Below are 23,853 nucleotides of genomic sequence, written 5' to 3' on the forward strand. Positions count from 1 at the left end.
TTCAACATATATAATAATTATGAACACGAGAAAGTACATTCATATTAGAGAAATTTCAAAAAAAATACTATCTGGCGGTACTCCGTCAACAAAAAATAAAGGATATTACTATAACGGAGATATTCCTTGGCTGAATACAAAGGAAATAAATTTTAAAAGAATATACAAAACGGAAAACTATATAAACCAAGATGGATTAAGAAATTCTTCCGCAAAGTGGATACCTAGAGATAGTGTTATTGTTGCTATGTACGGTGCAACAGCAGGGAAAGTTGCAATAAATAAAATACCGCTAACAACAAATCAAGCATGCTGCAATCTAATTATAAATGAAAAAGTTGCTGACTTTAATTTTATATATTATTATTTAGTGAATGAGTATGAAAAAATAATAAAATTAGCATCTGGAGCTGCACAACAAAATCTTAATGTCAGTATTATATCTAATTATATAATATTTCTCCCTCCTCTTTACGAACAAAAAGCCATTGTGGGTGTTCTCAGCAGCCTGGACGACAAAATAGATTTGTTGCAGCGGCAGAATGCCACCCTGGAAGCCATGGCCGAGACCCTGTTCCGGCAGTGGTTCATTGAGGAGGCACAGGAGGATTGGGAGGAATATCCGTTATCTTCTTTTATAGAGATTATTGGAGGAGGAACTCCAAAGACTTCGGAAGAGAGCTATTGGCACGGAGATATACTATGGATGTCAGGAGGGGATATTGCATCTTCACATAAGTCATTTATTTTTGATACTGATAAAAAAATAAGTTCAGAAGGGTTAGAAAATTCATCTGCAAATCTATTACCAAAGTTTTCTACTGTCATTACGGCACGAGGAACTGTTGGAAAAATTTGTTTATTAGGAGAACAGGCAGCCTTTAGTCAGACAAATTATGGCATTTTGCCAAGAATAGCAGGAACGCCTTTTTTTACATTTCTCTTAATGAGTGATCTTCTTTGCTATCTTAAACAATCAGCTTATGGAAGTGTTTTTGATACTATAACACGTTCCACATTTGAAGAGATAAAATTTAATTGCCCTACTGATAATTATATTGTTAATTTTGAAAATATGATATCACCATTTTTTCAAAAAATGTTTTCTAATTGTCGGCAAATCCGTACTCTGGAAAAACTCCGCGATACTTTATTACCCAAACTGATGAGTGGTGAAGTACGGGTACGGGTGGACGGATAGCGCGTTTTGGGGAAGTGGGGGAGCGCGAGGGGGCGAACCCGCTTTTGTCGCGCCAGCCAAAAGGGGTTTCGCCCCCTCGCCCCTCTCCCTATAAGGACAGCAGTCATGGCAAAGATGCAGGAAGCGGACATCGAGGAGCTGGCGCTGGAGCGCCTGCGGGAGCTGGGCTACGCATATGCGCACGGTCAGGACATCGGGCCGAGCGGGGCGCGGGAGCTGCGCGGATCGCTGTCCCAAACGCTGCTGGAACCGGTGCTGGAAAAGGCCGTGGCGCGCCTCAACCCCAGTCTGGTGCCGGCATTGCGGGAAGAGGCCTTGCGCATGGTGCGGCGGGCACACGCGCCGGAGCTTGTCAGTGCCAATGAGGCCTTCCATCAGATGCTTGTCAAAGGGATCAAGGTCAGCCGTTTGCAGGATGGTGCGGAGCGCGGCGACCTGGTGCGGCTGCTGGACTTTGACCGGCCGGAAAATAACGAGTTTTTGGCCGTCAATCAGTTCAGCGTGACCGAGGGCAACGTCACCAAACGGCCGGACATCGTGCTGTTCGTCAACGGCATGCCGCTGGTGGTGCTGGAGCTGAAAAATGCCGTGGACGAAAAAGCCACCCTGCATCATGCCTACAATCAGTTGCAGACCTACAAGGCCACCATCCCCTCGCTGCTGCGGTACAACAGCCTGCTGGTGATCTCCGACGGGCTGGAGGCGCGGGCCGGTTCGCTGACGGCGGACTACGGCCGCTTCATGGCCTGGCGGAGCGAGGACGGCCGCAAGGAGGCGGATAAGTACACGAGCCAGCTGGAAGTCTTGCTGCGGGGCCTGTTGCGGCCCGCGGTGCTGCTGGACATGATCCGCTTTTTTACCGTGTTTGAAAAAGCGCGCAGCGAGGACGCCAGCGGCCAAACCATCATCAAAACAGCCAAAAAGGTGGCAGGTTACCACCAGTACTATGCGGTCAACAAGGCCGTGGCCTCCACGCTGCGGGCTGCCGCACGGGATGATGAGCAACAGGGCAAGGGCGGTGTGGTATGGCACACCCAGGGCAGCGGAAAGTCGCTGTCCATGGTGTTTTATACGGCCAAGATCATGCACTGCTTCCAGAACCCGACCGTGGTGGTGCTGACGGACAGGAACGACCTGGACGACCAGCTGTTCGGCACCTTTGCCGCCTGCACCCAGCTTTTGCCCGAATCGCCCCGGCAGGCATCGAGCCGGGCCGACCTGTGCAGCCTGCTCAAGGTGGCATCCGGGGGCATCATTTTTTCCACCATGCAAAAATTCCAGCCCGAGGAAGGCAACGTGTTTGAATGCCTTTCCGGGCGTCGAAACATCGTCGTCATGGCGGACGAGGCCCACCGCACACAATACGGCTTCAAGGTGCGCACGCTGGATGTGAAGGCCGAAGACCGCAAGACCGTCATCGGCAAGCGGCAGGTCTTCGGGCTGGCCAAATATCTGCGTGATGCCCTGCCCAATGCCACCTACCTTGGCTTTACGGGGACGCCCATCGAGATGGACGATGTGAACACCCCCGCCGTGTTCGGCGACTATATCGACATTTATGATATCGCCCGGGCCGTGGAGGATGGCGCCACTGTGCCCATCTATTATGAAAGCCGCCTGGCCACCATCGAGCTGCCGGAGGAGGGCAAGCAGCTTATCCGCGAGCTGGACGACATGCTGGACGAGAAAGACCAGGAACAGGCGGAAGAGGCCAAAAGCCGCCGGTCACGCCTGGAGGCACTGGTGGGCAGCCCCGCACGCCTGCGTACCGTGGCAAAGGACATCGTCACCCATTTTGAGGCACGGCAGGCTGTGTTCGAGGGCAAGGGGATGATCGTCTGCATGTCGCGTCCCATTGCCGCCGCCCTGTACGGCGAGATCAAAAAGTTGCGGCCTGGCTGGCATGACGACGATCTGCACAAGGGGCGCATCAAAGTCGTGATGACCGGCAGCTCGGCGGATGGCCCCGCGCTGGCGGCTTTTCAGACCAGCAAGGAGGACAGGCGCACACTGGCCGAACGCATGAAGGACCCGCACGATCCCTTGCAGCTGGTCATCGTTTGCGACATGTGGCTAACGGGCTTTGACGTGCCCTGTTTGCACACCATGTATCTGGACAAACCCATGAAGGGCCACACCCTGATGCAGGCCATCGCCCGGGTGAACCGCGTGTACGGCGACAAACCCGGCGGCCTGATCGTGGACTATCTGGGCATTGCGGCGGATCTGAAGCAGGCGCTGGCTTTTTATGGCGACGCAGGCGGCAAGGGCGACCCTGCGCGTATGCAGGAGCAGGCCGTGGCCGTACTGCTGGAAAAGCTGGACGTGCTGGCGGCCATGTTTCACGGTTTCGATGTGGACGCCTATTTTACGGCGGATACGTCCAGTAAGTTAAGGCTGATCCTGGAAGCCACGGATTTTGTCCTGGGCCTTGAGGACGGCAAAAAACGCTTTTTGGAAGTGGTGGGCGCACTTTCCGCCGCGTTTGCCCTGGCAGTGCCCAATAAACAGGCCATGGCACAGGCCGACAGGGTAGGCTTTTATCAGGCGGTTAAGGCCCGGCTGGTAAAATTTGATGGCGGAGGCCGCCCGGACGGGCGACGGCGCGAGGATCTGGAATCCACCATCAAGCAAGTCATCGACAAGGCGCTTGTTTCGGACAAGGTGGTGGACATCTATGATGCAGCGGGCATCAAAAAGCCGGATATATCCATTCTTTCCGAGGAATTTCTGCTGGAAGTGCGCCAGATGCGGCGCAAGAACATCGCGCTGGAAGTGCTGCGCAAACTGCTGAATGACGAATTGCACAGCCGGGCACGCACAAATCTTGTCCAGAGCAAAAAATTGCTGGAACGGCTGGAGAATACGCTCAAGCGCTATCACAACAAGGCGCTCTCCGCTGCGGAAGTCCTTGAAGAGCTGATCAGCATGGGCAAGGAGATGCGCGACTCCAACAAGGAGGCGCAGGAACTGGGCCTGAGCGAATACGAGTATGCCTTTTATCTGGCTGTGGCAGACAATGACTCGGCCCGTCAGCTGATGCAAAAGGACAAATTGCGGGAATTGGCCGTGGTGCTGACGCAAAAGGTACGGGAGAACACCTCCCTGGACTGGACCATCAAGAGCAGCGCCCGGGCCAAGATACGGGCCATCGTCAAACGGATCCTGAACCGTTATGGATATCCGCCTGATATGGCCGAACTAGCTACGGAGACAGTCCTGCGGCAGGCTGAACTCATTGCAGGCGAGCTGGCAGGGGATGAGGACATATAAAGCAAAGCGGGCCTCTCCTTTTGGGAGGGGCCCGCTTGCTTTATACTTTATTATCCTATGGCTCGGCCTACAGCGAGCGTTCTTGCAGGCCGGAGCGGGGCGTACTGTCGGGCTTGGGCGGTTCGGTCACGCCTTCCATGCCGGGCAGGGCATCATGCACGTCCGTGGGGGGAAGTTCGCCTTCGCCCACGCGGGGGATGGCGCGGCTGTCACGCACGGTGAGCTTGCAGGCCAGGCCATAACACTCGTATACAGCGACCACAGTGGCCTGCAGGGGCTCGCCCTTGCGCAGCGGCGGCGGCACCAGCACATAATAGGTACGGCTTTCGGAACCCAGGTGCGGGCGGACATCGCAGGCGATGAGCCATTCGTCCTTTTCGTCGTTGTTCCAGTCCACGATACCCAGCATGGCCAGATTGATGGTCTGGGTAGGATGGACGATGGTGAAACCGGTCTTGCGCACGGTGGCATGGCTGGAAGGCGTGCGCGTGGCGGCAAAGGTGCTGCCCAGATAGACATGGCCCCTGTCGTTGAACAGGAATTCGGGCGAAAGCTGGCGGAAAAGGATCTCGCCATAGTTCTCGCCACCGCCACCGGGCAGGGAGATATAGCTGCCATCGTCGGTGAGCAGGCCGTGGGCTTTCATTTCCTGGGGCATGCGCTGGCTCATGGTCACGAAGCCGGACTTGTCCACGACGGTCACGCCCTTGGCGCCGCAACCGGCCAGCAGGAAGGCCGCGCAAAGCAGCAGAAGAAAACGGGTCATTGGGTACCTCGGTAAAAAATCGTATCAGGAAAAGAGGTGTACGCGCCCCGGCCGGGCTTGTAAAGCCGCTTTCCCCCTGTCTTTTCAGGGAGCGGGGGATGGCGCGGCAGCCGTCGGCAAGGAGAACAGAAAAGGGAGAAAGCCCTGTGCAGGACTTCCTCCCCGGTAGTCATGGGATGTGATGAAGCTTAAAGCGATGCTTTAAGTTCTTCCAGATGCGTGCGGGCAAAGTCCAGCGAAGGATCCACTTCCAGCGCGGCTGCCAGATGTTCCATGGCAGCTTCCTTCTGGCCCAGGAATTTCTCGCACAGGCCCAGATTTGCCAGATCCATCACCGAGCCCTTGTCCACCTTGAGCACGGCGCGAAAGGCAGCGGCGGCCTCGTCATAGCGCTTGAGCTTGAACAGGCAGACGCCCAGCAGATTGCCGTATTCCTTCATGTCCGGGCACAGGGCCACTGCATCGCGCAGAGGAGACAGGGCCCTTTCCCAGTCACCGGTCAGCGTGGAGACATAGCCCTCGTAAAAGGCGGCCAGACCTTTGGCGTCGTTTTCGGGCTGCAGGGGGCGGGCCTGGGCGAAAAGGTCGCGGGCTTCTTCGAAACGTTCCGCGCGCAGGGCCAGCATGGCCCGGAAAAAGGGCAGGAAATGCGCACCGGGGTAGCAGCGCTCCAGCACGGCCAGCCCACGAAGGGCCGTTTCCTCGTCCGCTTCTTCAGCCAGCTTGCGGCCCACGAACAGGCCGATGCTCTGGTTGCGGTCACGCTCGCGGAAAGAGAGCCCCGGAGCGATGCAGTAGTGGGCCGGGACGCCCAGATCGGGATGCGTGGTCTCCACAGCATAGACCTGTACCGGCTCCAGGCCACGCAGCGCCCGGAGCAGTTCGTCGCGGATGTCGGGCGCTTCCACGCTAGGCAGGTCGGACAGGCGGCAGACGGGGCCTTCCAGCAGCCACTGGATGTCTTCCAGACGCTCGAACTTGGAAAGGCCGGAGGCCTCGTAACAGGCCTGCGTGCAGAAGTCGCCGCCCAGCTGGGCGATTTCCGTGACGGCACGGATGGCGGCCTTGGCCGGAGAGGCGGCGGTGCCGGCCGTGAAAACGATCTCGGAGCGGGCCGGGAAGGTGGCCGGGTCCCAGGCCACCGCGCCGACGGTGGGCAGCGGCATGCCTAGGGAGAAATCCTTGAGCACGATATGGATGCCTTCCCGCTCAAAGGCGGCCAGCAGATCGCGCAGGGTGGGATCGTCCACTTCGTGGGGATCGATGGTGGGGGTGGTCAGACGTTCCCGGTCGATGCGACAGCAGACATGGCGCTCCACCAGCTCGGAAAGGCCCTGCAGAAGGGATTCCTCCGGGCTGTTGCCGGCGGACGTGCCGTTGAATTCCCCCAGCAGCTTGAACCAGTCCAGCGGCAGCCAGACGGTGCGACCGTCGGCCAGATGCGTGGCGGGGAAGAAGTTCCAGCGCAGGGTGCTCATGGCTTCGCGGGCCTGTTCCGGGGAAAGGCTGTCGTCCACGGAGCGGCAGATCTCCTCGATGGGCAGCAGATCCTTGCCGAAGCGCTCTTCGGCCTCGGCCCAGGTGGCGCTGACCATGTGCGGCAGGCGCTGCCAGAAACTGAAGAAAGCAAAGCGTTCCATCAGCTCCATCAGTGCGGAGGCCCGGGCCTGTTCCGGCGAGGAACCTTTGCCCATCTGTTTGCGGGTGGGCATGATGCCGCGGGCGTCCCTGCCGCAGACGCTGAGATAGACCGGGATGCCCAGACGGCCCACGTCCACGCGGCGGACTTCGGCCAGGATGTCCAGACCGGCGGTCTGCATGCGGGCCTGCACGCGTTCATAGGTCTCCTGGGGCGAGATGGTCTTGTCCAGGTCGCGGGTATAGCCCTTGGGGCAGGATTGCAGACGGATGACGGGAAGAGTGGTCGTGCTCATGGCTACTGCTTGCGCTCCAGGATATGCAGGACGTAGATGCGGCGCTGTTCCTTGCCGTCGGCATCCTGGCTCTTGACGCCGATATGGCCTTCCTGCACCTGGAAGGTCTTGGCGGCCAGCTTGGCAAAATGCGGCTTGGCGCGGGCCATGTCCGTACAGAACACGGCCTTGCCGCCCGGGGCCAGATGGCGGTCCACGAACTTCAGCAGCGGCCGGTGCAGGTCATCGAGATACAGGAGTTCCGAAGCGACGATGCGGTCGAAGCCTTCGGGGAAGCGTTCGTCCTTGCCGGGGCGGGAAACGTCCAGATAGCAGACGTCGATCAGATCTTGCAGCTTGTTGCGCAGCACGTTGGCCCGGGCGAACTGGAGAGCATCGTTGACGATGTCGCTGGTCACGATATGGCGAAAGCCGTAACGGGAGGCCACCAGGCTGAGCACGCCGCAACCGCCGCCCAGCTCCAGCATGGTCTTGCCCTCGGGCTCCAGCTTGCGCAGGAAGCGTCCCAGCACGAAGGAACCCGGCCAGACCTTGGCCCAGAGCGGCAGGTCCTTCAGCGGGTCATGGATGGCGTGCCGTGCCAGCAGCCCGTCCAGATGGCTTTGCATATTGTTGATGTTCAGGACCTCCAGCTGACCGTCATCCAGCTGCAGGGGGACAAAGTCCACATCGAAGGTCTTGCGGATGTCCGCAAGGATCTGGTCCAGCATCGTCGTCTCCCGTATATTTTTCCGCCTGGGCCGGATACGTTCCGGCTGGCCGGAAAAGGCTTGTGGAATTCTCAGGGGATCACTAGGAAAATCTAAAAAGCTGAAAAAAAGGAGGCGCCCCGCCCGGGGACGCACTCACGAAGCAGACGGCAAAAGGCCGATGCCGACAATCCATACAGGCATTTGCGCCGTAAATCAACATGCCGGCTTGACAGGGCCCGGTGTGCGGGCTAGGCAGAATGCATGAAAACCATCCATCGCCTCGAAATTGTTGTTGCGGAAAGTGATTACGACTGCGCCACCGGCCTGCTGGCCCTGGAAGTGCCCTTTGGCTGGGAAGAGCAGAGCCTGCCCACCGGTGAGACGCGCTTCCGGGTCCATTGCGAGCAGAAAGATTTTCTGGAACGGCTGCAGCTGCTGCTGAAGCAGACCGTCCCGGCTGCGGAAAGCGCTCTTTCCGAGCTGGAAGAGACCGACTGGCTGGCGGCCTGGCGTCAGTTCTTCACGCCCGTGTGTTGCGGCAACCATTTTGTGGTCCTGCCGCCGTGGCTGGCGGATACGCCGGATTTCCCCGGCCGGACGCCCATCCTCATCGAGCCCAAAAGCGCCTTTGGCACCGGCCATCATGCCACCACGGCCCTGTGCCTGCGTGTGGTCAGCGACCTGCTGGAAGCCGGACGCCTGCAGCAGGGACAGCATTTCCTCGATCTGGGCACCGGTTCCGGGGTGCTGGGCATCGGCTGCTGCAAGTTCGGCCTTACGGGCGAAGGTCTGGACATCGACCCGCTGGCCGTGGACAACGCGCTTGAAAACCGTGCTCTCAATGCCATCGCGCCCGAGAGCTTCACGGTGGCCGAAGGCAGTATCGGTGCCGTGGCCGGCAAGCAGTTCGATTTGGTGCTGGCCAACATCCTGGCCCGTCCGCTGACCGAGATGGCGGCCGATATCGTGCGCGCCTGCCGCCCCGGCGGTTGCCTTGTCCTTTCCGGCCTGCTGGAGATCCAGGCTGACGGCGTGACCGCGGCCTACAAGGCCCAGGGCCTGTCCGAACCGCGCCGCATCATCGACGGCGAGTGGGCGGCTCTGGTCTGGGATTCCATTAAATAGGAAATATTCTTGACAAGAGCGGAGCCTCCTGCTAAATAAAGGCATCTTGAACGCAAAAGCCGCAAGGAGCTTTTTATGAATACTGTCACTTTCATGGGTAATCCTCTCCACCTCGAAGGCAACCTGCCCGTCGTTGGCCAGAAGGCCCCCGAATTCACGGTGTGCAACAACGGCCTCGAGCCCCGCGGCCTGAAAGACTACGAAGGCAAGATCGTGGTGCTGGTGAGCGTGCCTTCTCTGGATACGCCCGTGTGTGATATGGAAGTGCGCCGCTTCAACAAGGAAGCCGCTGCCCTGTCCGACAAAGTGCAGATCCTGGCCCTGAGCTGCGACCTGCCCTTTGCCCAGGCCCGCTGGTGCGGTGCTGCCGGCGTGCAGGCCGTGGAAAGCCTGTCCGACTACAAGGACGTGGATTTCGGCAAGAACTACGGTGTGCTGATCCAGGAACTGCGCCTGCTGGCCCGTGCCATCTTCGTGGTGGCCCCTGACGGTACGCTGGCTTACAGCCAGCTGGTGCCCGAAGTGACCAACGAGCCTGACTACGACGCCGTTCTGGAAGCGGTGAAGAAGCTGGCCTAACGGGTCCCTTCCATTGCTCTGATGCTTCCGGGCTCCCTTCGGGGAGCCCTTTTTGTTTGTGTATTTCCTTTCCGCTTGTTACGGATGCAGGTTAAGCCCTTTGTCTTTTGATGCACATGGGGAGAGTGATGTCCATACTGCAAAAAAGGCAATAAAGTGACGCCAAAAGACAGGGACATGCGCCTCAAGAAAAGCGCACTTTATGAACGTTCCTGTCATGATCCGAGGAAGAAAAAAAGGGCAGGGATGACGATGCCCTGGCCCGCAAATCAAAATCACCCGCATAGAGTTTTTTATTGGGAGCCATGGAATACGGCCAAAGCCCATAAAAAAAGGCGCTCCAAAGAGCGCCTTTTCGAAAAGCTGTATGATGCGGCTATTTGCCCATGGCGTCCATGAAGTCCTTGTTGGACTTTGTCCCGCGCATCTTGTCCAGTAGGAATTCCATGCTGTCGATGGAGGACATGGGAGCCAGAATCTTGCGCAGGATCCAGACACGGTTGAGGATATCGTCGGAAAGCAGCAGGTCTTCCTTGCGGGTGCCGGTACGGTTGATGTCGATGGCCGGGAAGATACGCTTTTCCGCCAGATGGCGATCCAGATAGATCTCCATGTTGCCGGTGCCCTTGAATTCTTCAAAGATGACTTCATCCATGCGGGAGCCGGTGTCGATAAGAGCCGTGGCGATGATGGTCAGGCTGCCGCCTTCTTCGATATTGCGCGCGGCACCAAAAATACGCTTGGGGCGCTGCAGGGCATTGGCGTCCAGACCGCCGGAAAGCACGCGGCCCGACGAGGGGGTCACGGCGTTATAGGCGCGGCCCAGGCGGGTGATGGAGTCCATGAGGATGACCACGTCCCGCTTGCGTTCCACCAGACGCTTGGCTTTTTCCAGCACCATTTCGCAGACCTGCACGTGGCGCTGCGGCGGTTCGTCAAAGGTGGAGCTGATGACTTCGGCCTTTTTCACGGTACGTTCCATATCCGTGACTTCTTCGGGGCGTTCGTCGATGAGCAGGACAATCAGATAGACGTCGGGATTGTTGGCATTGATGGCGTTGGCCAAAGACTGCAAGAGGACGGTCTTGCCGGTACGCGGCGGTGCCACGATGAGACCGCGCTGACCACAGCCGATGGGCGACATGATGTCGATGACGCGGTTGGAGAGATTTTTTTCGCCGTTTTCCATGATCAGCTGGTGATCAGGATAGATGGGCGTCAGGTTGTCGAACAGGACGAGATTCTTGGCATTTTCCGGCGGTTCGAAGCCGATCTCCGTCACCTTGAGCAGGGCGAAGTAGCGCTCGCCTTCTTTGGGAGGCCGGATCTGGCCGGAAACGATATCGCCCTTGCGCAGGGAAAAGCGGCGGATCTGGGAGGGAGAAACATAGATGTCGTCCGGGCCGGGCATGTAGCTGCACAGGGGAGAGCGCAGGAAGCCGAAGCCGTCGGGCAGGATCTCCAGGACACCATCCCCGTAGATGGCACCGTTTTGGGAGGCACAGGCCTGCAGCAGGGCGAAGATGAGTTCTTGCTTGCGCATGGAGCTGGCGTTCTCGATTTCGTACTGTTCAGCCAGTTCCATCAGGGCCTGCATGCTGCGGGTTTTCAGTTCTGTCAGGCTCAGGCCGCTATCTGAAAGTAAGGCAGGCGCAGCCTTTTTTTTACGGACATATTTACGGGGTGCTTTTTCCATGGGCGTAGAAAACACGCATTACCGAAAAACGGCAATGCGATGCAAAAAGATGTTATGGGATTGGAAGAAAAAAGGCGTGTGAAAAGCGTGTAGCCTATCTTGTGGCCGGAGGCAAGTAAAAAATAGTTAATGCGCAGTAGTCGCAGGCTGCTTGGCAGGCGGGGAATAAAGGGAGATGAGCTCGGACTGCAAGTCCCGCTGTTCCGTCTTGAGGACTTCGCCCAGTTCTCCGGTCACAAGACTCATGGCCTGTTCCAAAAGGCGCCGTTCACCGAAAGAAAGATCCTTGGTACGGCCGATGAGGAGGAGTTCGCGCAGGACGTTGGCGACGATGGAAAGGTCGGGACTCTTGAGGCGTTCGGAGTATTCGCGGAAACGGCGGTTCCAGTTCTGGCCCGTATGGACGGTCTGCTGGGGATTGTTGCGCAGCGCTTCCCAGATGTGTTCTGCTTCCTTGGTGCTGACCAAAGTGCGCAGACCAACATTAGAGGCATTTTTGACAGGAACCATGAGGGTGATACTGTTGGCCCGAATGCGCACGATATAGAAATCGCACGCCGAACCACCAATATTCTGGCTGTCGATGCGCTCTATCTGGCCCACTCCTTGAGCTGGGTACACTACAAGCTGTTCGGATGTAAACATTTCCGTCCAAGGGTTGAAGTGCCCGCGCCAAACGCGAAGAAAAATAGCAAATGTGGAAAAGATTCAGGTAATCTTTTCCACTGTTAAAAGAACATAGCGCACAACCAATCATTAGTCCAGCAAAAAAATTTTTTGCTGGTCTCATGACAATAAAAAAGCCGGCCTGCGGCCGGCTCATGATCAGGAACGGGTCGCCCGTACAGCGGCCTCCAATCCTTTTTTTGCAAAAATCTCCAGTACTTCAAGTGCTTTATCCGTGGCGGTCCGTATCTTGTCAGCATCTTCGCTGCAAGGACGTCCCAGCACCCAGTTGATGACGTCCCCTTTCTGGGGAGGACGGCCGATGCCGATGCGCAGACGGTAGAAGTCCGGCGTCGCCAGCATCTGGGTGATGGATTTGAGCCCGTTGTGCCCGGCGTTTCCGCCACCTTTTTTGAAGCGCAGCTCCCCGGCGGGGATATCCAGCTCATCATGCACCACCACCAGCTGATCGGGGCGGATCTTGTGCCAGGCCAGCAGGGGCTGGACGCACTGGCCGCTCAGATTCATAAAGGTCTGGGGCATGGCGGCCAGCCAGTCACCGGGCAGACCGCCATAGCGCAGCCGCCACAGTTCACAGGAGAACTTGCCCCCGTTCTGGCTCTGTACCTGCCCGCCTTCCCGGCGGGCATGGTCCAGCAGGCTTTCCACGAAAGCAAAGCCGCAATTATGGCGCGTCCCGGCATACTGATTGCCGGGATTGCCCAAACCAACGACGACACCACCAAAATCCATGACAGTTTCCTTACAGATGAAGAGAGAGTGGCAGGCCGTGACCACTGGCCAGGGCCGCCACATGGGCAGCTGTCCTGGCGGCCACGGCAGGGGAGAGGAGGGCCAGATGGCCACCCCGAGGCAGCCAGATACAATGTTTTTCCGGGGCCGTCACTGCGGCAAACGTTTCCTCGATCAGAGGTCTGGTGAACAGCGCGTCGTCGAGGGCGTTGAAAAGGTAGAACGGGCAGTGGACCGTGGACGCCACCGAGGCGCTGAACAGGGAATACAGGTAGGCCAGAGGGTAGCTGGTCCTGGCTTGCCGGCGATCGAGAGGAAGACGAAGACAACCGGCAAGGATCTTTTTGACCGCCAGATAGCTGAACACCGGCAAAGGTAACCGGGGCAAACAGGTGGCAAGTACCTTCAGCCCGGCCAGCAGGCGTTCGCGCTGTGCCGCCCAGGGGGCAAAACGGGTCAGCTCTATGGCCCGGCGGCTTTGCGGAAAGATCGCGCTGAACGCGAAACAGGCGCGCATCCGCCCACTGCGGGAGGCGTGGGCCATGGCCAAAATCCCCCCCTGACTGTGTCCGGCAAGGAGCAGAGGCCCCATACCGTTATCGAGCAGCCACTGTTCCGCATCCAGGCCATCCCGCAGCAAATCGTCAAAGCTGAACCGGCAGCGGTGGGGATTGATACCGTGCCCGGTCAGATGCAGGGCAGCGACGGCAAGCCCGTTTTTCCAGAGACAGTGCAGGAAGGTCCGGTACTGGACCGGGCAAAACATGGTCCCCGGATAAAACACCAGGCAGGCGGCACCCGGACGGGGCCATAATTCGATACTTACCTGCCGGTTGCCGTGGCGCAGGGTATGGTACTGCAGGGGGGGGAGAGTGGACATGGGTATAAAAATCAGGCCGGCCTCAAAAGAGACCGGCCTGAAAAAAACTGCGGTGAAAGGCGCCTTATTCGGCGGCTTCGGCAGCGTCCTTGCTCTTGGAGAACACGCTCACGATGGCGAAGTTCTTGTCGAACACGGCCTTCACGTTTTCGGGGAGAGTCAGGGTCTCCACGGTCACGCTGTCATTGATGCCCATGTCGGTCACGTTGATGGTCACCTTCTTGGGCATGTCCAGGGGCTTGCTGCACAGACGCACGCTTTCACGATAGGTTTCCATCACGCCGCCCAGCTTGACGCCGCGGGCAACACCCACGAATTCGATCGGCACGTCGACCTTGACTTCCTTGTCCAGATCCACACCGTAGAAGTCCACATGGGTGAAGGCCTTCTTGTAGGGGTGCTTCTGCACTTCCCAGAACATGACGGGATGCACGGTCTTGGTGCCGTTGTCGTCGATTTCCAGGTTGAACACGGCGGTACGGCCCATTTCGGTGTACATCTTTTCCAGAGGCAGAGCAGGAGCCTGCACGGCGATGTTGTCACCCTTGGCGGTGTAGAACACACCGGGGATCATGTCCTGCGTGCGCGCACGGCCCGCAGGGCCTTTGCCGCTACCTTCACGCTTTTGCACGCTCAACGTCTTTTCAATGGTCATGTTTAACTCCTTACCTAGTGCCGCATGAAAGTGCGGGAAGTTTTCTTATTATGGAGTCGGGAAAAACCCGGCATTATACAAAGAGAACGCTGACGGAGGAACCCGTGTGGATGTTGTGGATGGTCTTGCCCAGCAGAGCAGCCACAGACACCACCTGCAGCTTGGGACACTGTGCCAGCTTGTCGCCCAGCGGGATGGTATCGGTCACGATGACGCGATCCAGGGCTTCGGTGGCATTGATGCGGTCGATGGCAGGGCCGGACAGCACACCGTGGGAAGCACAGGCGATGATCTTTTTGGCACCGTACTTGAGCAGCACGTCAGCACCGGCGCACAGGGTTCCGGCGGTATCGATGATGTCGTCAACGATGATGGCGGTCTTGCCTTCCACGTCGCCGATGACGTGCATGGCCTGGGCCTGGTTGGGCTTGTCGCGGCGCTTGTCCACGATGGCCAGAGGAGCGTTCAGGCGCTTGGCGTAGGAGCGGGCGCGTTCCACACCGCCGGCGTCAGGAGAGACGATGACGATGTCGCCTTCGATCTGGCGCAGGGGTTCCATCATGACAGGAGCGGCGTACAGGTTGTCCACAGGGCAGTTGAAGAAGCCCTGGATCTGACCGGCATGCATGTCGATGGTCACCACACGGCCGGCACCGGCCACACTGATGAAGTCGGCCACCATCTTGGCGCTGATGGGGGCACGGGGGCTCACCTTGCGGTCCTGGCGGGCGTAGCCGTAGTAGGGGATCACAGCCGTGATGCGGCCGGCGCTGGCGCGCTTGAGGGCGTCAAGCATGAGGCAGAGCTGCATCAGGTTGCGGTTGACCAGCGGGGGACAGGTGGGCTGGACAACGAACACGTCATCACCGCGCACGTTGTCGCCGATTTCAATGCGCAGCTCGCCATCGCTGAAGGTGGTTGCCAGAGTGGGAGTAAGCTGACAGCCGAGGTGGTCGCAAATGGCTTTGGCCAACTCGGGATTGGAAGAACCCGTGACAATCTTGAGATCGCTGAACATGGTCCGTTCACCTTGCCGATAGCGGCAGCAGTTATGGTTTGGGTGTGGCTGGGATGGAAGGGCTCGAACCTTCGAATGACGGAGCCAAAACCCGTTGCCTTACCACTTGGCTACATCCCAGCATTCATGGGCAGCACAAAGACCTTCCCGTACTGTGACTCCAGGCTTTGCGCTGCCGCCTCGGCTGCGTGACGGGCTGAGAACAGACCGAACATGCTTGATCCACTGCCGCTCATGCGTGCACAAGCGGCTCCTGAATGGAGCAGATGTTGGCGGATTGTCTCTAGCTGCGGGTATTCACGCACAACGGCGGACTCCAAATCGTTACGGATTTGGAGCACGTTTTCTGTGGTGATGCGGAACGTCGTTCCCGTCCCGGCATATTTACCCATCACGAGAAGCGTTTCATTATCCTTGCTCTCCGGATTTGTCAAGCCTTTATCACCAGCTTTTTCCGCTTCTGCCGTCAAATCATCATAGGCGCGGTAGGCCCAGGGGGTGGAGACCGACACGGGCGGGCAGACCAGCACCAGCCACCAGCCGGGCAGCTCAACTGCCGCAGGCGTCAGCACTTCGCCGATACCGGTCACACGCCGGGGTCGCCCGTGGAGGAAAAAGGGGACGTCCGCTCCGACCTTGATGGCGGCTTTTTCCAGTTCTTCCAGCGTCAGAGGCGTCTCCAGGCAGCTATTGAGCCACAGGAGCAGGGCCGCGGCATCGCTGCTGCCGCCCCCCAGGCCTGCGCCGTGGGGGATGCCCTTGCGCAGAGTGACATCCACGCCCGGGCAGGCCGCCTGTTCCGGCAGCAAGGCCGCAAAAGCGGCATAGGCCTTGGTAAGGGTGTTGTGCTCCAGATCGATGCCGGGGGTATCGCAGAACACGCGGATGCCTGCTCCTTCCCTCCGTTCCACTTCCAGAACGTCGAACGGCCGGGCCAGCGGATAGAACACGGAATCAAGGGTGTGATAGCCGTTGGGCAGGACGCCGGTTATCTCCAGCCCCAGATTGATCTTGCAACCGGTGCGGATCTCCACGTTGTCCCCCTACAGGGTCTCGACCACGAAATGATCATTGGTATAGACGCAGATTTCCGAAGCGATCTTCATGGACTCCAGAGCCAGCTCCCGGGCGGGGAGGGTGCTGTGGCGCAGCAGGGCGCGGGCTGCGGAAAGGGCATAGGGGCCGCCGCTGCCGATGGCTGCCACGTCGTCGTCGGGCTCGAACACGTCCCCGTTACCGGAGAGCAGCAGGATATGCTCACCGTCAGAAACAAGGAGCATGGCTTCCAGACGGCGCAGATATTTGTCCTTGCGCCATTCCTTGGTCAGTTCCACAGCGGAACGCTGCAGGTTGCCGCGAAATTCCTTGAGCTTGGCTTCGAACAGCTCGAACAGGGTGAAGGCATCGGCCGTGGCACCGGCAAAGCCGGCCACGATCTTGCCGTCGTACAAGCGGCGCACCTTGCGGGCGGTATGCTTCATGATCATGGACTGGCCCAGGGTGACCTGGCCGTCCCCGGCCATGGCAACCTGTCCGTCCTTCTTGACTGCCAGGATCGTCGTCGCGTGCGTTTCTATCATCGGTCTTCCCAGATTTCCTTGCGTTCTTTGTACACCGCATCCAGCTTGCGGAAAGCCGCACTGTCGGCGGATTTTTCCGTCTTTGCCTTGGCCTGCTTGAAGTAGCGCTCTGCCAGCTTGCGGTTGTTGGAGTAAATGGCACTGTAGGCCATGTGGATGTAAGCCAGCCCGGTCTTGCCTATGGAGCCCAGCGAACGGGCGTAGGCTTCGTGGACATCGGCGGCTTCCGGCACGGCCCGCAGGACTTCCGTATAATAGGGCTGGGCCTGCTGGGCACGGCCGGTCTCATCCAGCATGCGCGCATAAAAGAATCTGGCCATGAAATCGTTTTTGTCCAGTTGCATGGCCTGACGCAGCAGGCCTTCCGCCCTGGCCATGTCGCCTTTGCGGTAGTGGAAGGTCCCGGCTTCGCGCAGTACCAGGGGGTCCTTGGGGGCCAGCTGCAGGGCCTGATCGAAGGCGGCGGCAGCTTCACGCACGTTGTTCCTGCGCGAAAGGACCATGCCCCGGCCCATGCAGGAAAGGGCATCCTTGCCGGAAAAACGCTGCAGGGCCGCCTGGCTGTCTCCATAGCGTCCCCAAAGGACGGTCTGGACCCTCTTGAAACGGCGATTGTCGAACGAGCGGTTGCGGATGGCCGCAGGGAAGGAGCTCAGCCGGGCCTGGATGCCGTTGATACGGTCACCGATATCCGGGTGGGTGGACAGGTAGGCGGGCACACTGGCTCCCGCCATCCAGCTTTTCTGGCGCATGATCTTGAAGCCGCCCACCAGGCCGGAAGGAGGGTAGCCCGCCTTGGTCAGGTATTGCAGGCCGATCTGGTCGGCTTCGTTCTCGTCCAGACGGCTGTAGTTGAGCATGGCGGACTGGCCTGCGCCCAGGGCTCCGACGGCCACGGCGCCGCCCGCAGGCCCGCCCACGGCCACGCCGGCGATGGCCAGCAGCAGACTGCCCACGGACAGATACTGGGCCCGCTCCAGACGCGAGGCCACATGGCGCTGGGTCACATGGGCCAGTTCATGCGAAAGGACGCCGGCCAGCTGACTTTCATCCTCGAAATTCATGATCAGCCCGGTGAAGACATAGACATGGCCACCGGGGATGGCAAAGGCGTTCATGGCGTTATGCAGGATGACGCCGGACGTGAAAGTGAAGGGTTGGGGCGGGATGGCCTTGACCAGACGACGGACAAGGCCATCCACATATTTGCTGACTTCGGGGTCATCGACCATGGGCAGGCTGGAGCGGATGGCCACATCGAATTTGTGCCCCATCTCCTTCTCATCCTTGAGGGAGACCCCTCCGAAGAAGAATGCCCGGGCCGTCAACGGCAGAAGCAGCTGGGCGACCAGGAAGACACTCAACATCACCAGCGCCACAGGGCGACGGAACTTCCCGAAACGATGCAGCATCGTCACCTCGCTAAGCTATATCCCAGACCTGCCCTTCCACGGTGTCGCGCACGGCCACGCCCAGTTCGGCAAGCGCGGCGCGCAGTTCGTCGGAGCGGGCAAAGTCCTTGGCGGCACGGGCCGCGGCACGCTCGTCCAGAAGGGTCTGCACGCGCGGCACGTCGATGTTCAGGCGGGCCGCCCGCTGGTCACGCAGGGCCAGCAGGAAGGTGGCCGGGTCCTGACCGAACAGGCCCAGCTGGGCCGACCAGTCATTGTGGCGTTCGAAGAATTCTTCCAGCAGGCGGCGGGCACCTTCGCCCGCGCGCAGGGCCTTGTCTTCCAGCACGCGGTTGACCAGACGCACCTGGGAGAAGATGTGGCCCAGGGCCTGGGCCGTGTTCACATCGTCGTCCAGCGCGGCATTGAAGCCCTGGCCGTGTTCGTCCCATTCCTTGAGGATGTCGGCGGGCAGATCGACTTTCTTCCACTTGGCCCGTTCCAGAGCCTTGCCGGCTTCCAGCTGGCATTCGTAGATGCGCTGCAGGGCCTTTTCGGACTCGTCCATGATGTCGGCCGTGAAGTCGATGGGGCTGCGGTAATGCTTGCCCAGCAGGAAGAAACGCAGGGTCTCGGGCAGGTAGCTGGCCAGGATGTCGCGGATGGTCTTGAAGTTGCCCAGCGACTTGGACATCTTTTCGGCATTGACCTGCACGAAGCCGTTATGCACCCAGAAGCGGGCCAGCTGGCAGCTGCAGGCGGCTTCGGTCTGGGCGATTTCGTTCTCATGATGGGGGAAGATGAGGTCCTGGCCGCCGCCGTGGATATCCAGGGGCAGGTATTCCTTGCTCATGGCCGAGCATTCGATATGCCAGCCGGGACGGCCCTTGCCCCAGGGGCTTTCCCAGAAGGGCTCGCCGGGCTTGGCCGCCTTCCACAGGGCAAAGTCCAGCGGATCCTGCTTTTCTTCACCGGGAGCCACACGGGCACCGGCCTGCAATTCGTCCAGGCTGCGGCCGGAGAGCTTGCCGTAAGGCGGATAGGCACGCACGCGGAAGTACACGTCGCCGGACGGCACGGCATAGGCCTTGCCCTGGGCGATGAGCTCGGAACAGAGATCCTGCATCTGCTGGATGTATTCGGTGGCGCGGGGCTCGTGATCGGCACGCACCACGTTCAGGCGGTCCATGTCTTCATGAAAGGCATCGATATAGGTCTGTCCCACTTCACGCCAGTCACGCTTTTCCTCGTTGGCGCGGCGGATAATCTTGTCGTCCACGTCGGTGAAGTTGCGGACAAAGGTCACATCCAGCCCCAGGGCGCGCAGGTGGCGCACCAGCACGTCGAAAACCAGGGCGGAACGGGCATGGCCGATGTGGCAATAGTCATAGGCGGTGATGCCGCAAACATACATGTTGACCTTGCCGGGCCGGACAGGGACGAATTCTTCCTTTTTACGGGTAAGGGTATTGTACAGCTGCATGACGGGTCCCACAGACTAGGCGTTGAGGAGATCGATACGGCGCTGGTGGCGGCCGCCTTCGAATTCGGTGGACAGGAAGGTATCGACGATGGCAAGCGCCAGCTCCACGCCCGTGACCCGGGCCCCCAGGCACAGCACGTTGGCATTGTTGTGCAGGCGGGTGAAGCGGGCATGCAGCTCCGTGGTGCACAGGGCCGCGCGGATGCCCTTGTGACGGTTGGCCGCGATGGACATGCCGATCCCCGTACCGCAGATCAGGATGCCGGGCACATCTTCGGCTTCGACAGCATTGCACAGGGCATGGGCGAACACGGGGTAATCGCAGCTTTCCTTGCTGTAGGTGCCGTGGTCGGTGACCGTATAGCCCATCTTTTCCAGATGGGCGCGCAGGGTTTCCTTGAGTTCGATACCGGCGTGGTCACAGGCCATGTGGATGGATTTCATGATCTCTCCTTAGGGTTATTGCTGGGGAGCCGTGTAGCGTTCCAGGGGCAGCACCGGGGTGCTGTCCGGAAGAAGCAGACTCAGCTGTTCGTTACTGAAAGGAACCGGGGCCTGACGCTCCTTGACCAGCAGCACGGCCGTCTGGCCGTCGGGGTGGCGCAGGCTCACGCGGCGGGGCAGACCGGCCTCGTCATACGCGATGGCCATGCTCCAGCCGCGGCTGCCGTTTTCCTGCCAGGCCACAGCCTGGCCCTGGGCGTCGATCTCCAGAAGGCCGCCCACGGCAGAAGAAAGGGTAAAACCGACATGGCCGTTGGCAAGAGCCTGACTGCCGGAGTAGCGGTCGCCGAAGACCGTCACGAGACGGCCGTTGAGCAGGGCCGCCAGCTCATCCAGGGCAAAGGGCACCGGTACGCCCACGCGCAGCAGGGGCTTGTTGCTGCCCTGATGGAAAAAGGCCCGGTTCTCCGTAGGACTGTACACGAGGAATTCATCGCCGGATTCCCAGATCTTGGCCACCACGGCCCCGATACCGGCCATGACGTCCATGCGCAGGCTCCGGCTGTCATTGCCCCAGAGCAGGGCCGTGACACGCCGGGTGTCGCCTTCCGTACCAAAACGCAGACTGGCATTTAAAAGGTAAGGGGCCTCCTTGACGGCCCCGCTGCGGGCCACGAAGGCCTGCCAGCGGTCGGCGCTGTCGGCAGGGGGCACGGTGGAAGGCTGGCGGGCACAGGCCGAAGCCATGAATATCAGGACGATGAGACAAAGGATCTTTTTCATAGGTCCCCCAGACGCTGGCGCAAGGAATCCGCATTGGCAGGTTTGAGTTTCAGGGCCTGTTCGTAGGCCTTGCGGGCTTCTTCTTTCTGGCCCGCGGCGGTGGCGATGTCGCCGTAATGTTCCAGGATCTCGGCTTCAGGCGAGGGGACGAGAGCCACCGCGCGCCGTATGGTCTGCAGGGCCTCTTCCGTACGGCCCAGGCGGAACAGGGCCCAGGCCAGGGAATCCACGATGAAGAATTGGTCAGGGGCCAGACGGTCGGCCCTCTGCAGCAGCTCCAGGGCGTGTTCCAGATCCTTCCCCTGTACGGCCAGGCTGTAGCCCACATAGTTCAGAGCCTGATAGTGCTCCGGGTGGCTGGCGATGATGCCCTGCATGACCTTCATGGCTTCATCGCGTTTGCCAAGGCTGTCCAGAAGGCTGCCGAGGGTAAAGGCCAGTTCCGAGCTTTCCGGGACGATCTCCACGGCCTGGCGGGCCCTGGCCAGGGCCTCGTCCATGGCCTTGAGACGGGCCAGCAGACGGACCTCCAGCAACAGCAGGGTCTCGTTGCGGGCGTGGCGCTGCTGCAGATCGCGTACGGAGGCCAGGGCTTCCTTTTCCTTGCCGGCATCGGCCAGGATCTGGGCCTTCAGACCTTCCGCCTGCACGGCCGTGGGACTGGTGGCCGGGATACGTGCCAGCCAGCTCAGGGCCAGTTCCGTATCGCGGCGCTGGTCGCGGGCGATCCCGGCCAGCATCAGGAAAACGTCGGGCGGCACGCCCGGTTCGTCCAGCATCTCCTTGAGCAGCCGTTCCGCCTGCAAATAATGGCGGCTTTCCAGGAACATGCTGATGGCGGTGAGCTTGAACGCCGCGGCATCCGGGCCCTTGCGGAAATATTTCAGGGCCTTTTCCGGCTGGTTGAGGCGCAGCGAAAGATGGACAAGGCGCAGGCACACGTCCTGCTCGGAGACCTGGAGCTTGAGCAGCTTTTCGTAGATGGTGCGGGCCTCGTTCCACTGTTTTTGCTGTTCGTAGGCATAGGCCAGCTCCACCAGGGCCTCGACGAAGTCCGGCATGGCCTGGATGGCCTTCTGAAGCAGCGGGATGGCTTCCGCACGGCGCTGCATCCCGATCAGAGCCCGGGCATGGTAATAATCCACCATGGGCGTCCGCTCACCGGCCGCGATATTGCCGATGTGCTTTTCCGCCTCATCGAATCTTTTGGCCTTGACCAGCAGCAGGATCAGCTCCATGCGGGCATCCAGGGAATCGGGATGCCGCGCCACGAAGGCCTGGATCTGTTCCAGGCCCTGTTCCGTCTTGCCGTGGGCAGCCAGGGCCTCGGCGCTGAACAGATTGAGGGGCAGATCGTCGGGCCAGACCTGCAGGCCCAGCTCCAGCAGGGGCAGCACCTTTTCCGAACGGCGGCTGTCCAGCCACAGGGCACCTTCCAGCCAGGCCTTGGCCGGCAGGGTGCCGCCGGTCATCTGCTGGGCCGCCTGCAGGAGCAGTTCTTCATCCTCGTCGGCAAGGGCCTGCATATAAAGGAGGTAGGCGTAGGTATCCTTGGCGGCCGGCGAAAGCTCTTTTTCCTCGGGCAGGATCTCGATGCCCTGGAAGGAGGGAGAAGCGGCCCCGCTCCGGGGCTGGGTGGAGGCACAGCCGCCGCATCCCAGCAGGGAAAGGGACAGCGAACCGCTCAGCAGGGCAGAGCAGAGCAGGAGGATGGTCTTGTTTTTCATAGATTATTGAATCCAGGCGTCGGAAAAGTCCTTGATGTCCAGGGCCAGATGCTGGCGGATCTTCTCCAGAAGACGGGCTTCCAGCTGGCGCACGCGTTCGCGGGTCACGTTATATCGTTCGCCGATCTCGCGCAAGGTGACGGGGTCATCTGTCAGCAGGCGGTTCTGCAGGATATAGAGTTCCTTTTCGTTGAGCTTGGGCAGGATGGTCTTGAGCTTTTCGCGCAACAGCTCCGCCACTTCGGAATCCCCCAGGCTGTCTTCGATGCCCGGGCCAAGAGCCGGGAGGAAGTCCATGCGGGTGGCACCGCCGGCATCTTCCCCCACCTGGGCGTTGAGGGAAAGATCGTTGGCGGCAAGGCGCTGGTCCATCTCGGTGATCTGTTCCTCGCTGACGCCCAGACGCTCGGAGAGCATGGCGGCATCGGGATCGAAGCCCTGGGCTATCAGCTTTTGCCGTTCTCGATTGAGGTTGTAGAACAGCTTGCGCTGCACCTGGGTGGTGCCGATCTTGACCATGCGCCAGTTATCCATGATGAACTTGAGGATATAGGCCTTGATCCAGAAGGAAGCGTAGTAGGAGAATTTGATGCCCTTGTCGGGGTCGAACTTGTTGACGGCCCGCATGAGGCCCACATTGCCTTCCTGGACGAGGTCGAGGACGTTCTGCATCCAGCGGCGCTGGAAATCCATGGCGATGCGCACCACAAGGCGCAGATGCGACGAGACCAGCCGGAAGGCCGCGTCGGGGTCGTTATGATCGCGGACCCGCACGGCCAGCTCGTGTTCTTCCTCGGGCTTGAGCATGGGGAAGCGGCTCACCTCGCGCAGGTAAAGCTGCAAACTGTCCCGGCCGCCGGTGGACGGCAGGCGGGGCATGGACGGCGCAGGGAGGCTGGATTCGTCATGGCTGCCTTCGGTGAGCAGCATGGGGCCGTCGTCGCCCACATCCAGTATCTCGCCCTGGTCGAGGCTGTCCTCATCGAGTTCTTCCAGCGAGTCCAGAGAGCTGTCTTCGTCTGCGGCATCCAGGACTTCCACGTCCGCCACAGGCGCGGAAGAAGGGTGATCGGGGACATTCTTGTTGTTTTTCTTCATTATTTTCCTCAGGGGGCTGATGACATCCCTGATGTCGGTGTAGCCCCATGCTATAGTTTTGATTTGTCCTTTTCAATGATTTTCAGTAGTAAAAGCCTTGCGGCTGCCT

Annotated in this window: 21 protein-coding genes and 1 tRNA gene; 4 read left to right on the forward strand and 18 right to left on the reverse strand. The window is 59.7% G+C overall.

The window, feature by feature from the left end; all coding sequences use genetic code 11:
- Window positions 1–19 precede the first annotated feature (19 nt).
- Both DESPIG_RS13185 and DESPIG_RS04900 read left to right on the forward strand, forming a co-directional pair.
- Window positions 20–1,201 carry a restriction endonuclease subunit S gene (locus DESPIG_RS13185; RefSeq protein ID WP_006005720.1) on the forward strand — a complete coding sequence of 394 codons (1,182 nt, stop codon included), beginning with the start codon at window positions 20–22 and terminating at the stop codon, window positions 1,199–1,201.
- Window positions 1,202–1,306: 105 nt separating this feature from the next.
- A complete protein-coding gene (locus DESPIG_RS04900) occupies window positions 1,307–4,474 on the forward strand; it encodes a type I restriction endonuclease subunit R (RefSeq protein ID WP_006005721.1) in 3,168 nt (1,055 codons plus the stop codon).
- A gap of 67 nt (window positions 4,475–4,541) precedes the next feature.
- Here the strand turns inward: DESPIG_RS04900 and DESPIG_RS04905 are convergent, their stop codons facing one another.
- The 3 genes from DESPIG_RS04905 to DESPIG_RS04915 all read right to left on the reverse strand — a co-directional run bounded on the left by DESPIG_RS04905 (window position 4,542) and on the right by DESPIG_RS04915 (window position 7,884).
- Complete coding sequence (locus DESPIG_RS04905) at window positions 4,542–5,240, reverse strand: hypothetical protein (RefSeq protein WP_006005722.1); 699 nt, start codon at window positions 5,238–5,240, stop codon at window positions 4,542–4,544.
- A 188-nt stretch (window positions 5,241–5,428) separates the two neighbouring features.
- The gene (locus tag DESPIG_RS04910) at window positions 5,429–7,174 is read right to left on the reverse strand and encodes a YcaO-like family protein (protein ID WP_006005723.1); all 1,746 of its coding nucleotides are present in this window, start codon (window positions 7,172–7,174) and stop codon (window positions 5,429–5,431) included.
- Window positions 7,175–7,176: 2 nt separating this feature from the next.
- Window positions 7,177–7,884, reverse strand: a complete 708-nt coding sequence (locus tag DESPIG_RS04915; RefSeq protein WP_006005724.1) for a class I SAM-dependent methyltransferase — start codon at window positions 7,882–7,884, stop codon at window positions 7,177–7,179.
- A gap of 243 nt (window positions 7,885–8,127) precedes the next feature.
- Between DESPIG_RS04915 and DESPIG_RS04920 the strand changes: the two genes are divergently transcribed.
- Window positions 8,128–8,991: a 50S ribosomal protein L11 methyltransferase gene (locus tag DESPIG_RS04920; protein WP_006005726.1), complete on the forward strand. Its 864-nt coding sequence runs from the start codon at window positions 8,128–8,130 to the stop codon at window positions 8,989–8,991.
- A gap of 75 nt (window positions 8,992–9,066) precedes the next feature.
- Window positions 9,067–9,570, forward strand: a complete 504-nt coding sequence (gene tpx / locus DESPIG_RS04925; protein WP_006005728.1) for a thiol peroxidase — start codon at window positions 9,067–9,069, stop codon at window positions 9,568–9,570.
- Window positions 9,571–9,946: 376 nt separating this feature from the next.
- On the opposite strand, the gene rho is transcribed toward tpx, so the two are convergent.
- The 15 genes from rho to DESPIG_RS04995 all read right to left on the reverse strand — a co-directional run bounded on the left by rho (window position 9,947) and on the right by DESPIG_RS04995 (window position 23,744).
- Complete coding sequence (gene rho, locus DESPIG_RS04930) at window positions 9,947–11,197, reverse strand: transcription termination factor Rho (RefSeq protein ID WP_040369422.1); 1,251 nt, start codon at window positions 11,195–11,197, stop codon at window positions 9,947–9,949.
- 195 nt (window positions 11,198–11,392) lie between these two features.
- Entirely contained in the window at window positions 11,393–11,911 is a 519-nt protein-coding gene (locus tag DESPIG_RS04935) for a CarD family transcriptional regulator (protein WP_006005737.1), read from the reverse strand.
- 180 nt (window positions 11,912–12,091) lie between these two features.
- Window positions 12,092–12,685, reverse strand: a complete 594-nt coding sequence (pth, locus tag DESPIG_RS04940; protein WP_006005739.1) for an aminoacyl-tRNA hydrolase — start codon at window positions 12,683–12,685, stop codon at window positions 12,092–12,094.
- A gap of 10 nt (window positions 12,686–12,695) precedes the next feature.
- Window positions 12,696–13,565 carry an alpha/beta fold hydrolase gene (locus tag DESPIG_RS04945; RefSeq protein WP_006005742.1) on the reverse strand — a complete coding sequence of 290 codons (870 nt, stop codon included), beginning with the start codon at window positions 13,563–13,565 and terminating at the stop codon, window positions 12,696–12,698.
- A gap of 64 nt (window positions 13,566–13,629) precedes the next feature.
- The gene (locus tag DESPIG_RS04950) at window positions 13,630–14,220 is read right to left on the reverse strand and encodes a 50S ribosomal protein L25/general stress protein Ctc (RefSeq protein ID WP_006005744.1); all 591 of its coding nucleotides are present in this window, start codon (window positions 14,218–14,220) and stop codon (window positions 13,630–13,632) included.
- A 73-nt stretch (window positions 14,221–14,293) separates the two neighbouring features.
- Complete coding sequence (locus DESPIG_RS04955) at window positions 14,294–15,238, reverse strand: ribose-phosphate diphosphokinase (protein WP_006005745.1); 945 nt, start codon at window positions 15,236–15,238, stop codon at window positions 14,294–14,296.
- Between the two features lie 45 nt (window positions 15,239–15,283).
- Window positions 15,284–15,358, reverse strand: a tRNA-Gln gene (locus tag DESPIG_RS04960).
- Window positions 15,349–16,272: a 4-(cytidine 5'-diphospho)-2-C-methyl-D-erythritol kinase gene (gene ispE / locus DESPIG_RS13190; RefSeq protein WP_081446824.1), complete on the reverse strand. Its 924-nt coding sequence runs from the start codon at window positions 16,270–16,272 to the stop codon at window positions 15,349–15,351. Before ispE ends, DESPIG_RS04960 begins: the two co-directional genes overlap by 10 nt.
- 9 nt (window positions 16,273–16,281) lie before the next feature.
- Entirely contained in the window at window positions 16,282–16,815 is a 534-nt protein-coding gene (gene hslV / locus DESPIG_RS04965) for an ATP-dependent protease subunit HslV (protein ID WP_040369424.1), read from the reverse strand.
- Complete coding sequence (locus tag DESPIG_RS04970) at window positions 16,815–18,230, reverse strand: M48 family metallopeptidase (protein WP_006005750.1); 1,416 nt, start codon at window positions 18,228–18,230, stop codon at window positions 16,815–16,817. The genes hslV and DESPIG_RS04970 overlap by 1 nt, the downstream gene beginning before the upstream one ends.
- A gap of 10 nt (window positions 18,231–18,240) precedes the next feature.
- A complete protein-coding gene (gene cysS / locus DESPIG_RS04975) occupies window positions 18,241–19,692 on the reverse strand; it encodes a cysteine--tRNA ligase (protein ID WP_006005752.1) in 1,452 nt (483 codons plus the stop codon).
- Window positions 19,693–19,707: 15 nt separating this feature from the next.
- The gene (gene rpiB, locus DESPIG_RS04980) at window positions 19,708–20,136 is read right to left on the reverse strand and encodes a ribose 5-phosphate isomerase B (RefSeq protein ID WP_006005754.1); all 429 of its coding nucleotides are present in this window, start codon (window positions 20,134–20,136) and stop codon (window positions 19,708–19,710) included.
- Between the two features lie 15 nt (window positions 20,137–20,151).
- Window positions 20,152–20,919 carry a hypothetical protein gene (locus tag DESPIG_RS04985; RefSeq protein ID WP_006005756.1) on the reverse strand — a complete coding sequence of 256 codons (768 nt, stop codon included), beginning with the start codon at window positions 20,917–20,919 and terminating at the stop codon, window positions 20,152–20,154.
- On the reverse strand, window positions 20,916–22,646 hold the full coding sequence (locus tag DESPIG_RS04990; protein WP_006005758.1) for a tetratricopeptide repeat protein: 1,731 nt from the start codon (window positions 22,644–22,646) through the stop codon (window positions 20,916–20,918). The genes DESPIG_RS04985 and DESPIG_RS04990 overlap by 4 nt, the downstream gene beginning before the upstream one ends.
- Window positions 22,647–22,649: 3 nt before the next feature.
- The gene (locus DESPIG_RS04995; RefSeq protein ID WP_006005762.1) at window positions 22,650–23,744 is read right to left on the reverse strand and encodes a sigma-70 family RNA polymerase sigma factor; all 1,095 of its coding nucleotides are present in this window, start codon (window positions 23,742–23,744) and stop codon (window positions 22,650–22,652) included.
- Window positions 23,745–23,853 lie beyond the last annotated feature (109 nt).

The sequence above is a fragment of the Desulfovibrio piger ATCC 29098 genome (assembly GCF_000156375.1).
Lineage (GTDB): Bacteria > Desulfobacterota > Desulfovibrionia > Desulfovibrionales > Desulfovibrionaceae > Desulfovibrio > Desulfovibrio piger.

Coding starts and splice junctions, on each gene's coding strand:
- DESPIG_RS13185 (WP_006005720.1), top strand. CDS start 20: ATGAACACGAGAAAGTACATTCATATTAGAGAAATTTCAAAAAAAATA.
- DESPIG_RS04900 (WP_006005721.1), top strand. CDS start 1,307: ATGGCAAAGATGCAGGAAGCGGACATCGAGGAGCTGGCGCTGGAGCGC.
- DESPIG_RS04905 (WP_006005722.1), bottom strand. CDS start 5,240: ATGACCCGTTTTCTTCTGCTGCTTTGCGCGGCCTTCCTGCTGGCCGGT.
- DESPIG_RS04910 (WP_006005723.1), bottom strand. CDS start 7,174: ATGAGCACGACCACTCTTCCCGTCATCCGTCTGCAATCCTGCCCCAAG.
- DESPIG_RS04915 (WP_006005724.1), bottom strand. CDS start 7,884: ATGCTGGACCAGATCCTTGCGGACATCCGCAAGACCTTCGATGTGGAC.
- DESPIG_RS04920 (WP_006005726.1), top strand. CDS start 8,128: ATGAAAACCATCCATCGCCTCGAAATTGTTGTTGCGGAAAGTGATTAC.
- tpx (WP_006005728.1), top strand. CDS start 9,067: ATGAATACTGTCACTTTCATGGGTAATCCTCTCCACCTCGAAGGCAAC.
- DESPIG_RS04935 (WP_006005737.1), bottom strand. CDS start 11,911: ATGTTTACATCCGAACAGCTTGTAGTGTACCCAGCTCAAGGAGTGGGC.
- pth (WP_006005739.1), bottom strand. CDS start 12,685: ATGGATTTTGGTGGTGTCGTCGTTGGTTTGGGCAATCCCGGCAATCAG.
- DESPIG_RS04945 (WP_006005742.1), bottom strand. CDS start 13,565: ATGTCCACTCTCCCCCCCCTGCAGTACCATACCCTGCGCCACGGCAAC.
- DESPIG_RS04950 (WP_006005744.1), bottom strand. CDS start 14,220: ATGACCATTGAAAAGACGTTGAGCGTGCAAAAGCGTGAAGGTAGCGGC.
- DESPIG_RS04955 (WP_006005745.1), bottom strand. CDS start 15,238: ATGTTCAGCGATCTCAAGATTGTCACGGGTTCTTCCAATCCCGAGTTG.
- DESPIG_RS04970 (WP_006005750.1), bottom strand. CDS start 18,230: ATGCTGCATCGTTTCGGGAAGTTCCGTCGCCCTGTGGCGCTGGTGATG.
- cysS (WP_006005752.1), bottom strand. CDS start 19,692: ATGCAGCTGTACAATACCCTTACCCGTAAAAAGGAAGAATTCGTCCCT.
- rpiB (WP_006005754.1), bottom strand. CDS start 20,136: ATGAAATCCATCCACATGGCCTGTGACCACGCCGGTATCGAACTCAAG.
- DESPIG_RS04985 (WP_006005756.1), bottom strand. CDS start 20,919: ATGAAAAAGATCCTTTGTCTCATCGTCCTGATATTCATGGCTTCGGCC.
- DESPIG_RS04990 (WP_006005758.1), bottom strand. CDS start 22,646: ATGAAAAACAAGACCATCCTCCTGCTCTGCTCTGCCCTGCTGAGCGGT.
- DESPIG_RS04995 (WP_006005762.1), bottom strand. CDS start 23,744: ATGAAGAAAAACAACAAGAATGTCCCCGATCACCCTTCTTCCGCGCCT.